19 protein-coding genes and 1 rRNA gene are annotated in these 10,190 nt (G+C 46.5%); 1 reads left to right on the forward strand and 19 read right to left on the reverse strand.

Translation table 11 applies throughout. From position 1 onward, the window contains the following. Positions 1 to 85: ribosomal RNA gene (locus BFR57_RS10190) — 16S ribosomal RNA — on the reverse strand; the annotation flags it as partial. Positions 86 to 147: 62 nt separating this feature from the next. Beyond that, positions 148 to 429 carry a hypothetical protein gene (locus BFR57_RS10195; protein WP_071463921.1) on the reverse strand — a complete coding sequence of 94 codons (282 nt, stop codon included), beginning with the start codon at positions 427 to 429 and terminating at the stop codon, positions 148 to 150. Between the two features lie 138 nt (positions 430 to 567). Here BFR57_RS10195 and BFR57_RS10200 point away from each other — a divergent pair, with 138 nt between their 5' ends. Next, positions 568 to 1,392, forward strand: coding sequence for a hypothetical protein (locus tag BFR57_RS10200; protein WP_143441090.1), 825 nt, complete (start codon positions 568 to 570; stop codon positions 1,390 to 1,392). A gap of 64 nt (positions 1,393 to 1,456) precedes the next feature. On the opposite strand, the gene rplQ is transcribed toward BFR57_RS10200, so the two are convergent. The 17 genes from rplQ to rplN all read right to left on the reverse strand — a co-directional run bounded on the left by rplQ (position 1,457) and on the right by rplN (position 9,946). Beyond that, entirely contained in the window at positions 1,457 to 1,855 is a 399-nt protein-coding gene (gene rplQ / locus BFR57_RS10205) for a 50S ribosomal protein L17 (protein WP_071463923.1), read from the reverse strand. A gap of 38 nt (positions 1,856 to 1,893) precedes the next feature. Beyond that, the gene (gene rpoA, locus BFR57_RS10210; RefSeq protein ID WP_071463924.1) at positions 1,894 to 2,883 is read right to left on the reverse strand and encodes a DNA-directed RNA polymerase subunit alpha; all 990 of its coding nucleotides are present in this window, start codon (positions 2,881 to 2,883) and stop codon (positions 1,894 to 1,896) included. A 25-nt stretch (positions 2,884 to 2,908) separates the two neighbouring features. Then, a complete protein-coding gene (gene rpsD, locus BFR57_RS10215; RefSeq protein ID WP_071463925.1) occupies positions 2,909 to 3,529 on the reverse strand; it encodes a 30S ribosomal protein S4 in 621 nt (206 codons plus the stop codon). Between the two features lie 29 nt (positions 3,530 to 3,558). Next, on the reverse strand, positions 3,559 to 3,948 hold the full coding sequence (gene rpsK, locus BFR57_RS10220; protein ID WP_006956431.1) for a 30S ribosomal protein S11: 390 nt from the start codon (positions 3,946 to 3,948) through the stop codon (positions 3,559 to 3,561). 13 nt (positions 3,949 to 3,961) lie between these two features. Further along, on the reverse strand, positions 3,962 to 4,318 hold the full coding sequence (gene rpsM / locus BFR57_RS10225; RefSeq protein ID WP_006956432.1) for a 30S ribosomal protein S13: 357 nt from the start codon (positions 4,316 to 4,318) through the stop codon (positions 3,962 to 3,964). 117 nt (positions 4,319 to 4,435) lie between these two features. After that, the gene (gene rpmJ, locus BFR57_RS10230; protein WP_006956433.1) at positions 4,436 to 4,549 is read right to left on the reverse strand and encodes a 50S ribosomal protein L36; all 114 of its coding nucleotides are present in this window, start codon (positions 4,547 to 4,549) and stop codon (positions 4,436 to 4,438) included. Between the two features lie 25 nt (positions 4,550 to 4,574). After that, entirely contained in the window at positions 4,575 to 5,903 is a 1,329-nt protein-coding gene (secY, locus tag BFR57_RS10235; RefSeq protein ID WP_006956434.1) for a preprotein translocase subunit SecY, read from the reverse strand. Positions 5,904 to 5,908: 5 nt separating this feature from the next. Then, on the reverse strand, positions 5,909 to 6,343 hold the full coding sequence (gene rplO, locus BFR57_RS10240) for a 50S ribosomal protein L15 (protein ID WP_071463926.1): 435 nt from the start codon (positions 6,341 to 6,343) through the stop codon (positions 5,909 to 5,911). Positions 6,344 to 6,346: 3 nt separating this feature from the next. Further along, the gene (rpmD, locus tag BFR57_RS10245; RefSeq protein WP_006956436.1) at positions 6,347 to 6,529 is read right to left on the reverse strand and encodes a 50S ribosomal protein L30; all 183 of its coding nucleotides are present in this window, start codon (positions 6,527 to 6,529) and stop codon (positions 6,347 to 6,349) included. A 6-nt stretch (positions 6,530 to 6,535) separates the two neighbouring features. After that, on the reverse strand, positions 6,536 to 7,036 hold the full coding sequence (rpsE, locus tag BFR57_RS10250) for a 30S ribosomal protein S5 (protein ID WP_006956437.1): 501 nt from the start codon (positions 7,034 to 7,036) through the stop codon (positions 6,536 to 6,538). A gap of 9 nt (positions 7,037 to 7,045) precedes the next feature. Further along, positions 7,046 to 7,399 carry a 50S ribosomal protein L18 gene (gene rplR, locus BFR57_RS10255; protein WP_006956438.1) on the reverse strand — a complete coding sequence of 118 codons (354 nt, stop codon included), beginning with the start codon at positions 7,397 to 7,399 and terminating at the stop codon, positions 7,046 to 7,048. 9 nt (positions 7,400 to 7,408) lie between these two features. Then, positions 7,409 to 7,942, reverse strand: coding sequence for a 50S ribosomal protein L6 (gene rplF / locus BFR57_RS10260; RefSeq protein ID WP_071463927.1), 534 nt, complete (start codon positions 7,940 to 7,942; stop codon positions 7,409 to 7,411). Between the two features lie 14 nt (positions 7,943 to 7,956). Continuing rightward, positions 7,957 to 8,349 (reverse strand): 30S ribosomal protein S8, encoded by a 393-nt coding sequence (gene rpsH / locus BFR57_RS10265; RefSeq protein ID WP_071463928.1) that lies wholly within the window; start codon positions 8,347 to 8,349, stop codon positions 7,957 to 7,959. 26 nt (positions 8,350 to 8,375) lie between these two features. Beyond that, positions 8,376 to 8,681 (reverse strand): 30S ribosomal protein S14, encoded by a 306-nt coding sequence (rpsN, locus tag BFR57_RS10270; protein WP_071463929.1) that lies wholly within the window; start codon positions 8,679 to 8,681, stop codon positions 8,376 to 8,378. Between the two features lie 11 nt (positions 8,682 to 8,692). Next, positions 8,693 to 9,232 (reverse strand): 50S ribosomal protein L5, encoded by a 540-nt coding sequence (rplE, locus tag BFR57_RS10275; RefSeq protein WP_006956442.1) that lies wholly within the window; start codon positions 9,230 to 9,232, stop codon positions 8,693 to 8,695. 20 nt (positions 9,233 to 9,252) lie between these two features. Then, positions 9,253 to 9,567: a 50S ribosomal protein L24 gene (gene rplX, locus BFR57_RS10280; protein ID WP_006956443.1), complete on the reverse strand. Its 315-nt coding sequence runs from the start codon at positions 9,565 to 9,567 to the stop codon at positions 9,253 to 9,255. A 10-nt stretch (positions 9,568 to 9,577) separates the two neighbouring features. Further along, on the reverse strand, positions 9,578 to 9,946 hold the full coding sequence (rplN, locus tag BFR57_RS10285) for a 50S ribosomal protein L14 (protein WP_006956444.1): 369 nt from the start codon (positions 9,944 to 9,946) through the stop codon (positions 9,578 to 9,580). Positions 9,947 to 10,190: the final 244 nt, after the last annotated feature.

The following is a 10,190-nucleotide window of genomic DNA, read 5'->3' on the forward strand; positions in this document are numbered from 1 at the left end:
AAGCTTCTCTCTGTTACCGCTCGACTTGCATGTGTTAGGCCTGCCGCCAGCGTTCAATCTGAGCCATGATCAAACTCTTCAATTAAAAGTAGTTCAATCAACTCAATGAATTACGTGTGCTTGCTACCTCAGTAGCTAGACACTCATTCAAAAGTTGCAATATTTTTTGTTGCTTACTTTTGCAAGTGCCCACACAGTTTGCTTGGCTTGATAATTTGTTAAAGAGCGTTGCTTCGTTCCCGAAGCAGGGATGCGTATTCTACATCCCTTTGCCAGCGCGTCAAGTACTTTTTTCAACTCGTTTTGCTGACCGTCATCACATCCGCTTTCGCGTCTTTCTCTGTGACAACGGCGGCGAATTATAGAGATCCTATTCGCACTTGCAAGCACTTTTTTTAAATTAATTTCAAATGGCGATTTTTTGTCCATCTTTGTTGCTTTATTGTTTGATTCATGGGAACTTTTAACTATAAATAACACACAAACACAATAAGCAATCAAAAACACGGATGTTATTCAGTAGTAACTGGGGGATCTATAATGCACTTTTGTACGCGACTTTCGCTCGTGAGTATTTTCAGTGCGAGTCTATTAATAGCACCAGCAGATGCGAATTTAGTAAACGCTCATAACACAGAGCCGACAAACCCCATTGTAGGGGTCAAAGCCACCGATTTGAATCTAACGGTGCTAACTGAACAAGAAAAGAAACTTGTCGATAAATACAATGCTGTTATCGACGATCACTTAAATTACAACTTTTCGATTACTCGTACTGTCCGCATTCTGGTCAATCACTACCCACAACACGTTAATCAGATTTTAGTTGCTGCTTATGAACATTATCCAACACGTATACCTTTGATTAATCGCGCGGTAATACAAGTAGAGCCAGCATTAACGGCGGACGTGTTAACCACTACTCACTTAGTGGCACCTCGAGCATTTGATGAAACCATCGCACAAGCTATCGATGTGGAACCTAGCTATATCGATGATATCGTAACCACAGCCACACAACTTGCACCAGAAAAGTTGAACACTATTGTTCGTGTCGCCATAGTAAGTGAGCCACAAATGAGTGAAACTGTTGTGAAGTCAGCAGCTCAAAGCGCACCGGATGGCTTTTTGGATGCAGTGGTTTCCTCCATTAAGGAAATACCACAAATCACTAAATCAGCTTTTGTTGCAGTACGTGACTTCTTCAACTTCAACGAAGCAAATCAAAAGAAAACACCGAAACCGGAACAATGGGATAGATTTATTGTTGAGGCAAAAGCTCAAGGGATAACGCGAGCTGAATTAGAATGGTTTAAGGAACATGGCTACCTCACAGAACAACAGATAGCTAAAGTCTACAGCGCGCAGGAAAGCAACCGGGCAGACAAATAGTCCTTTATACACACATTAAAAAAGCCGGCTTAAAAGCCGGCTTTTTATTCAAGCTGAATACATCTTATTCCGCAGTTTCCGCTGCTTCTTCGATTTCTTCAACTTCTGGACGGCCAACCAATTCAATGTAAGCCATTGGTGCGTTATCACCTGCACGGAAACCACACTTCATAATGCGAGTGTAGCCGCCTGGGCGAGATTCATAACGCGGACCAAGTTCATTGAAAAGCTTGCCCACTACTTCTTTATCACGTGTACGTGCAAATGCTAAACGGCGATTTGCAACGCTGTCTTGCTTAGCCATTGTGATCAACGGCTCGACTACGCGACGCAACTCTTTCGCTTTTGGCAACGTCGTTTTGATGATCTCATGACGCACCAACGAGCTTGCCATGTTGCGGAACATCGCTTGACGATGGCTGCTGTTACGATTGAGTTGACGACCACTCTTACGATGGCGCATACCTATACCCTTCTCAGTAAATCAATTACCAAGGCAACTTAGTCGTTGTCGATCAAGCTTGCTGGTGGCCAATTCTCAAGGCGCATGCCAAGAGATAAACCACGAGACGCCAAGACGTCTTTAATTTCAGTAAGCGATTTCTTGCCAAGGTTAGGCGTTTTCAACAGCTCAACCTCGGTACGTTGTACTAAGTCACCAATGTACTGAATTGCTTCTGCCTTCAAGCAGTTTGCAGAACGAACAGTCAATTCTAAGTCATCTACCGGACGGAGGAGAATCGGATCAAATTCCGGCTTCTCTTCTTTCTCTTCCGGCTCGCTGATATCACGAAGTTCGACGAACGCTTCTAGCTGTTCAGCTAGGATTGTAGCAGCACGGCGAATTGCTTCTTCTGGATCCAATGTACCATTGGTTTCCATTTCAATAATCAGCTTGTCCAAGTCAGTGCGCTGTTCAACACGTGCAGCGTCAACGCTGTACGCAATGCGCTCAACTGGACTGAAAGAGGCATCCACTAACAGACGACCGATCGGACGCTCCTCGTCATCTTCTGACTGACGAGCCGACGCAGGAACATAACCACGACCACGTTCAACCTTAACACGCATATTCAATTCGTTGTCGCCAGTAAGGTGACAAACTACGTGCTCAGGATTGACGATTTCAACATCACCATCGTGCTGGAAATCACCTGCGGTTACAGGACCTGCACCGGATTTATTCAAGGTCAACGTCGCTTCGTCTTTACCTTCTAAGCTGACAGCCAGCCCTTTGAGGTTCAACAAAATTTCGATGACATCTTCTTGCACGCCTTCTTTGCTGCTGTATTCGTGCAGCACGCCGTCGATTTCTACTTCAGTCACTGCACAGCCTGGCATTGACGACAATAGAATACGACGTAAAGCGTTGCCTAGGGTGTAACCAAAGCCACGCTCTAGAGGCTCCAGTGTCACCTTGGCGTGAGTCGTGCTAATTTGCTCGATGTCAACTAACCTCGGCTTTAGGAATTCGGTAACAGAACCCTGCATTGTGTCCTCTCTCTATGCTTAAGCTTTACTTAGAGTAAAGCTCTACGATCAACTGTTCGTTAATTTCAGCAGACAAATCACTACGTTCTGGAAGACGCTTAAACTGACCTTCCATTTTGTTGCTGTCAACTTCTAACCAAACTGGCTTTTCACGCTGTTCAGAAAGCTCAAGCGCTGCACTGATACGTGCTTGCTTCTTCGCTTTTTCACGAACAGACACTACATCTTCAGGACGAACCATGAATGATGGAATGTTAACCACTTGACCGTTAACAACAACTGCCTTGTGACTGACTAGCTGACGAGCTTCAGCGCGTGTTGACGCGAAACCCATACGATAAACTACGTTATCCAAACGCTGTTCTAGCAACTGCAACAGGTTTTCACCGGTATTGCCTTTAAGACGAGCAGCTTCTTTGTAGTAGTTACGGAATTGCTTCTCTAACACGCCGTACATACGACGTACTTTTTGCTTCTCGCGCAACTGAACACCGTAATCAGACAAACGGCCACGACGGGCACCATGCTGACCAGGAGCAGTTTCGATCTTACATTTAGAATCGATTGCGCGTACGCCGCTTTTCAAGAACAAATCTGTTCCTTCGCGACGGCTTAGCTTGAGTTTAGGACCCAAATATCTTGCCATGATCTTTCTCCAACTATCGATTCACGCCTTTAAACGCGACGTTTCTTAGGCGGACGACAACCGTTGTGAGGAATAGGTGTCACATCGGTAATATTCGTGATGCGGTATCCTACGGCGTTCAGTGCGCGAATAGATGATTCACGACCTGGACCTGGACCGTTTACAAATACTTCCAAGTTCTTAAGACCATATTCCTTCGCCATTTCACCAGCACGCTCAGCAGCTACCTGCGCAGCGAACGGGGTTGATTTCCGTGAACCACGGAACCCTGATCCACCAGCTGTAGCCCATGCCAACGCATTACCTTGACGGTCTGTGATGGTGATGATGGTGTTGTTGAAAGATGCATGCACGTGAGCCATGCCATCGGCGACTTGCTTTTTAACGCGCTTGCGAGAACGAGTTTGTGCTTTAGCCATTACTCAATCCCCCTTATTTCTTAATCGGTTTGCGCGGTCCTTTACGAGTGCGCGCATTTGTCTTAGTGCGCTGTCCACGTAAAGGGAGGCTGCGACGATGACGAAGACCACGGAAACATCCGAGATCCATCAACCGTTTGATGTTCATTGAAACTTCGCGACGCAGGTCACCTTCGACTGCATACTTAGCTACTGCTTCACGAAGAACGTCTAATTTCTCTTCTGACAATGTACCGATCTGGGTATCTTCAGCAATGCCCGCTGCTTCGCAAATTGCGCTAGAGCGAGTACGACCGATACCGTAGATTGCAGTTAATGCAATCACAGCGTGTTTATTGTCAGGAACGTTAATGCCAGCGATACGGGCCACTAACACGTCTCCTTTTTTTGTAGGCTTCAGTTGAAAAGCCCGTTAGGATACTCAACCGATTGCCGAATTGCAAATACTAAAGGTGGCGACCCTAAAGCCGCCGCCCTTTCCTTCGAATCAACCTTGCCGTTGCTTATGCTTTGCATCAGTGCAAATCACACGCACAACACCGTTGCGCTTGATGATTTTGCAGTTACGGCAGATTTTCTTCACGGAAGCACGAACTTTCATTGCTACTCTCCGTTTCTACCTAACCTTAGCGACCGTAGCCTTTCAGGTTAGCTTTTTTAAGTACAGAATCGTATTGATGTGACATCATATGCGTCTGTACCTGTGCCATAAAGTCCATGATAACTACCACGATAATCAGTAGCGATGTGCCACCGAAATAGAACTGAACGTTCCAAGCAATCATCATAAACTCAGGAACCAAACATACAAAGGTAATGTATAGCGCGCCTGCCAACGTCAAGCGAGTCATTACTTTATCGATGTATCTAGACGTTTGTTCACCTGGGCGGATACCCGGGATGAACGCACCAGATTTTTTCAGATTATCTGCAGTTTCACGCGGGTTGAAAACCAACGCCGTATAGAAAAAGCAGAAGAAAATAATCGCAGCCGCATATAGTAACACATAAAGTGGCTGACCTGGAGATAAAGTCATAGAAATTTGTTGCAACACATCAGCAACAACACCGTCACCTGAACCAAACCAAGTCGCAATTGTACCTGGGAACAGGATGATACTTGATGCGAAAATCGGTGGAATTACACCTGCCATATTAACTTTCAATGGTAAGTGTGTGCTTTGCGCAGCGAATACTTTACGTCCTTGTTGACGCTTCGCGTAGTTAACAACGATACGACGTTGACCACGCTCTACGAAAACAACAAAGTAAGTAACCGCTAACACGATTACGCCGATAAGCAACAAGAGTAATATATTTAAATCGCCTTGACGTGCCTGTTCTGCTGTCTGACCGATAGCAGAAGGCAAGCCTGCAACAATACCCACGAAAATCAGGATAGAGATACCGTTACCGATGCCTCGTTCAGTAATTTGCTCACCCAACCACATTAAGAACATGGTACCTGTAACCAAACTGACCACAGCGGTGAAATAAAACTGAAAGCCTGGGTCTATAACCAGACCAGGCATCAAGTTAGGTAAGCCCGTGGCGATCCCTATTGACTGGAATGTAGCAAGGATCAGTGTACCCCAACGAGTATACTGACTGATCTTACGACGTCCTGCTTCACCCTCCTTCTTCAATTCCGCAAGGCGTGGGTGAACCACCGTAGCCAACTGCATAATAATCGAAGCAGAGATGTAAGGCATAATTCCCAGTGCAAAAACGGATGCACGCTCAAGTGCACCACCGCTGAACATGTTAAACATGGCAACGATGGTGTCTTTTTGCTGTGAAAACAGCTGAGCTAACACGGCGGCATCAATACCAGGAATAGGCACAAAGGAGCCCGCTCGGAAGACGATAATCGCTCCTAACACAAACAACAGGCGACGCTTGAGTTCCGACAAGCCACCTTGCGCTCGATTTGATTCCAATCCTGGTTTAGCCATGAGACCTATCCTTCGATGTTTCCGCCAGCAGCTTCAATAGCTTCGCGAGCGCCTTTTGTAACTTTAAGACCTTTTACAGCTACTTTACGGCTGATTTCGCCAGACTTAATGACTTTTGCAGCCAATGCATCTTTACGAATCAAGTTAGCCGCTTTAAGCGCTGCCAAGTCAACGACATCGCCGTCAACTTTTGCGATCTCAGCTAGGTTTACTTCAGCCGTTAATGCCGCTTTACGAGAAGTAAAGCCAAACTTTGGCAAACGACGCTGAATTGGCATTTGACCGCCCTCGAAACCTGGCTTCACGGTACCGCCAGAACGAGACTTCTGACCTTTATGACCACGAGCACCAGTCTTACCGAGACCAGAACCAATACCACGACCTAAGCGCTTCTTACTGCTTTTTGCACCCGGTGCAGGAGCAAGAGTATTAAGTTTCATCGCTTAGTCCTCCACCTTAACCATGTAAATTACTTGGTTCACCATACCGCGGACTGCAGCAGTGTCTTCCAACTCTACTGTGTGACCAATACGGCGGAGACCCAAGCCACGTAGTGTAGCTTTATGTTTCGGTAAACGACCGATAGAGCTACGCGTCTGTGTTACTTTTAATGTCTTTTTCGCCATTGTTCACTACCCCAGTATCTCGTCAACGCGCAATCCACGCTTAGCCGCAACTTGCTCAGGCGACTTCATGTCGTTCAATGCTTTGATAGTTGCACGAACAACGTTGATTGGGTTGGTTGAACCATATGCTTTTGAAAGCACGTTATGTACACCTGCTACTTCCAATACCGCACGCATCGCACCACCTGCGATGATACCGGTACCTTCAGACGCTGGTTGCATATATACCTGTGAACCTGAGTGACGGCCTTTAACCGGGTGCTGTAAAGTTTCACCCTTAAGCTGCACAGTCACCATGTTGCGACGTGCTTTTTCCATCGCTTTCTGGATAGCAGCAGGCACTTCACGTGCTTTGCCGTAACCGAAACCGACTTTGCCTTTGCCATCGCCAACCACAGTCAGTGCAGTGAAGCTAAAGATACGACCACCTTTAACAACTTTTGCTACACGATTAACTGTGATCAACTTTTCAATCAGTTCACCGTTTTGAGCTTCTACATTTGCCATGTTCGTCTCCTAGAACTGAAGTCCAGCTTCACGCGCAGCGTCTGCTAATGCAGCAACGCGACCGTGGTATTTAAAACCACTGCGGTCAAAAGTAACGTCTTTGATACCTTTCTCAACCGCGCGTTCAGCGATAACTTTACCCACAACCTTAGCGGCATCAGCATTACCTGTTTTTTCCACTTGGTCACGGATCGCTTTTTCAACCGTCGAAGCGGCTGCTAGCACTTCAGATCCGTTAGGTGCGATCAACTGTGCATAAATGTGTCTTGGCGTACGGTGTACAACCAGACGGTTTGCACCCAACTCTTTGATTTGTTTACGTGCGCGAGTAGCACGACGTAAGCGAGCTGCTTTCTTGTCCATCGTATTACCCTACTTTTTCTTGGCTTCTTTACGGCGCACTTGCTCATCCGAATAACGAACACCTTTGCCTTTGTAAGGCTCAGGTTTACGATATGCGCGGATGTTAGCGGCAACTTGTCCAACAAGCTGCTTATTTGCGCCCTTAACGACAACCTCAGTTTGAGAAGGAGTTTCGATTGTGATTCCTTCTGGAATCTCGAACTCTACAGGGTGTGAGAAGCCCAAAGTTAGGTTTAGTTTTTTACCCTGTGCTTGCGCACGGTAACCAACACCCATCAATTGCAGCTTACGTTCGAACCCTTTGCTTACTCCAACTACCATATTGTTTAACAACGCACGTGCAGTACCCGCTTGTGCAGTGGAGTTAGCCACTCCATCGCGTGGGACAGTGCGCAGCTCGTTCTCTTCTTGAACAAGCTCTACTGCGTCGTTAACAACGTGACTCAGTGAGCCTTGGGCACCCTTAATGGTAACTTCCTGACCGTTTAGCGTAACTTCAACGCCAGCAGGAATCTCAATAGGTGCTTTAGCAACACGTGACATCTCCTACCTCCTAATTACGCTACGTAACCGATAACTTCGCCACCAAGACCAGCTTGGCGAGCGGCACGGTCGGTCATTAGGCCTTTCGATGTTGAAACAACAGCGATACCCAGACCACCCATCACGTTAGGCAACTCGTTGCGTTTTTTGTAAATACGCAAACCAGGGCGACTAACGCGCTCGATAGATTCAATAACTGGCTTTCCTTCGAAGTATTTAAGTTCGATTTCAAGCTCAGGTTTAGCAGTACTCTCAGTGCGGTAATCAACAATGAAACCTTCTTTCTTAAGCACTTCGGCGATTGCCACTTTTTGCTTAGATGAAGGCATCTTTACTGACACTTTGTTAGCACCTTGAGCGTTGCGAATGCGTGTGAACATATCCGCAATTGGATCTTGCATGCTCATATTTGCTTTCTCCCGTGATTCGTGGCTTACCAGCTAGCTTTTTTCAAGCCAGGAATTTCACCGCGCATCGCCATCTCACGCACCTTGATTCGACTCATGCCGAACTTACGGAGGAAACCGTGAGGACGACCAGTGATACGACAACGATTACGTTGACGTGTCGGACTGGCATCACGTGGGAGCTGTTGCAATTTAAGTACGGCTTCCCAACGCTCTTCGTCTGATGCTTTCGGGTCATTAATGACCGCTTTCAGTGCATTGCGTTTTTCTGCGTATTTTGACGCAAGCTTTGCTCGCTTCGCGTCACGCGCTTTCATTGACTGTTTTGCCATAACTCTACACCTTACTTTCTGAACGGGAAGTTAAAGGCAGCTAGCAAAGCACGAGCTTCGTCATCTGTGCCAGCATTAGTGGTAATGGTGATATCCAGACCACGTACCTTGTCGACTTTGTCATAGTCGATTTCCGGAAAGATGATCTGCTCACGAACACCCATGCTGTAGTTACCACGACCATCAAACGACTTAGGGTTGAGGCCACGGAAGTCACGGATACGTGGAATTGCAATCGAGATTAGACGTTGCAAAAAGTCCCACATACGCTCGCCGCGCAGAGTTACCTTACAGCCAATCGGGAAGCCTTCACGGATTTTGAAACCGGCGACAGACTTGCGCGCTACAGTACGAATTGGCTTTTGACCAGAGATTGCCTCTAAGTCTGCCACTGCATTGTCAAGTACTTTCTTGTCAGCCAGAGCTTCACCAACACCCATGTTAAGGGTGATTTTCTCAATCCGAGGGACTTGCATGACGCTGTTGTAGCTGAACTCTTTCATCAGTCCAGGAACTACCGATTCTTTATAAAAATCATGCAGTTTCGCCATCGTAAAACTCCAAAATTGAATTAAATGATTGCGTTGTTCGATTTGAAGAAACGGACTTTTTTGCCGTCTTCGAATCGGAATCCAACACGATCTGCTTTACCTGTCTCTGGGTTAAGGATCGCTACGTTTGAAATATGGATTGGTGCTTCTTGTTCAACGATGCCACCTGATTCACCTAAAGCCGGGTTTGGCTTTTGATGCTTCTTGACAACGTTAACACCTTCCACAATCACGCGATTCTTATCGGTAAGAACTTTAAGGACTTTGCCTTGCTTGCCCTTGTCCTTACCGGCCAGGACGACTACTTCGTCATCACGTTTAATTTTTGCCGCCATAATGGACTCCTTATAAAACTTCTGGTGCCAACGAGATAATCTTCATAAACTGCTCAGAACGCAGTTCACGAGTTACCGGACCGAAGATACGAGTACCAATTGGCTGTTGGTTGTTGTTTAACAACACAGCCGCGTTGCGGTCAAAACGGATGACCGACCCGTCTTGACGACGGACGCCTTTTCTGGTGCGAACGACCACCGCATTCACAACATCGCCTTTCTTCACCTTACCGCGCGGAATTGCTTCCTTGACAGTAACTTTGATGATATCACCGATGTTCGCGTAGCGGCGGTGCGAACCACCTAGAACCTTAATACATTGTACGCTGCGCGCGCCGGAGTTATCGGCAACGTCCAGGGTAGTTTGCATTTGGATCATTTCAGTGCCCCGCTTAGTTAAAAAAACAGACCCTCTCGGGTCGTGCTGCCTTTTGGTTTTTCCCTTATAAAAAGGGCGGCGAATTGTAACAGATAAAAATATGAAGTGATAGGGTTATCTTACTTTTTTTGTTAATCGTCGTATCTCCACCAGTATCAGTTGGCACTCATCCTTTACAATGGTAAATTCGTAAAACATTGTTCATGTTTGACTTGTACAGTTTTGTGGAATAGCAACCGAGGCC

Source organism: Idiomarina sp. MD25a, assembly GCF_001870515.1.
Lineage (GTDB): Bacteria > Pseudomonadota > Gammaproteobacteria > Enterobacterales > Alteromonadaceae > Idiomarina.

What these genes read in the sequence shown, in the direction of transcription:
- BFR57_RS10195 (WP_071463921.1), bottom strand. Translation starts at nt 429, where the DNA reads ATGGACAAAAAATCGCCATTTGAAATTAATTTAAAAAAAGTGCTTGCA.
- rplQ (WP_071463923.1), bottom strand. Translation starts at nt 1,855, where the DNA reads ATGCGCCATCGTAAGAGTGGTCGTCAACTCAATCGTAACAGCAGCCAT.
- rpoA (WP_071463924.1), bottom strand. Translation starts at nt 2,883, where the DNA reads ATGCAGGGTTCTGTTACCGAATTCCTAAAGCCGAGGTTAGTTGACATC.
- rpsD (WP_071463925.1), bottom strand. Translation starts at nt 3,529, where the DNA reads ATGGCAAGATATTTGGGTCCTAAACTCAAGCTAAGCCGTCGCGAAGGA.
- rpsK (WP_006956431.1), bottom strand. Translation starts at nt 3,948, where the DNA reads ATGGCTAAAGCACAAACTCGTTCTCGCAAGCGCGTTAAAAAGCAAGTC.
- rpmJ (WP_006956433.1), bottom strand. Translation starts at nt 4,549, where the DNA reads ATGAAAGTTCGTGCTTCCGTGAAGAAAATCTGCCGTAACTGCAAAATC.
- secY (WP_006956434.1), bottom strand. Translation starts at nt 5,903, where the DNA reads ATGGCTAAACCAGGATTGGAATCAAATCGAGCGCAAGGTGGCTTGTCG.
- rplO (WP_071463926.1), bottom strand. Translation starts at nt 6,343, where the DNA reads ATGAAACTTAATACTCTTGCTCCTGCACCGGGTGCAAAAAGCAGTAAG.
- rpmD (WP_006956436.1), bottom strand. Translation starts at nt 6,529, where the DNA reads ATGGCGAAAAAGACATTAAAAGTAACACAGACGCGTAGCTCTATCGGT.
- rpsE (WP_006956437.1), bottom strand. Translation starts at nt 7,036, where the DNA reads ATGGCAAATGTAGAAGCTCAAAACGGTGAACTGATTGAAAAGTTGATC.
- rplR (WP_006956438.1), bottom strand. Translation starts at nt 7,399, where the DNA reads ATGGACAAGAAAGCAGCTCGCTTACGTCGTGCTACTCGCGCACGTAAA.
- rplF (WP_071463927.1), bottom strand. Translation starts at nt 7,942, where the DNA reads ATGTCACGTGTTGCTAAAGCACCTATTGAGATTCCTGCTGGCGTTGAA.
- rpsH (WP_071463928.1), bottom strand. Translation starts at nt 8,349, where the DNA reads ATGAGCATGCAAGATCCAATTGCGGATATGTTCACACGCATTCGCAAC.
- rpsN (WP_071463929.1), bottom strand. Translation starts at nt 8,681, where the DNA reads ATGGCAAAACAGTCAATGAAAGCGCGTGACGCGAAGCGAGCAAAGCTT.
- rplE (WP_006956442.1), bottom strand. Translation starts at nt 9,232, where the DNA reads ATGGCGAAACTGCATGATTTTTATAAAGAATCGGTAGTTCCTGGACTG.
- rplX (WP_006956443.1), bottom strand. Translation starts at nt 9,567, where the DNA reads ATGGCGGCAAAAATTAAACGTGATGACGAAGTAGTCGTCCTGGCCGGT.
- rplN (WP_006956444.1), bottom strand. Translation starts at nt 9,946, where the DNA reads ATGATCCAAATGCAAACTACCCTGGACGTTGCCGATAACTCCGGCGCG.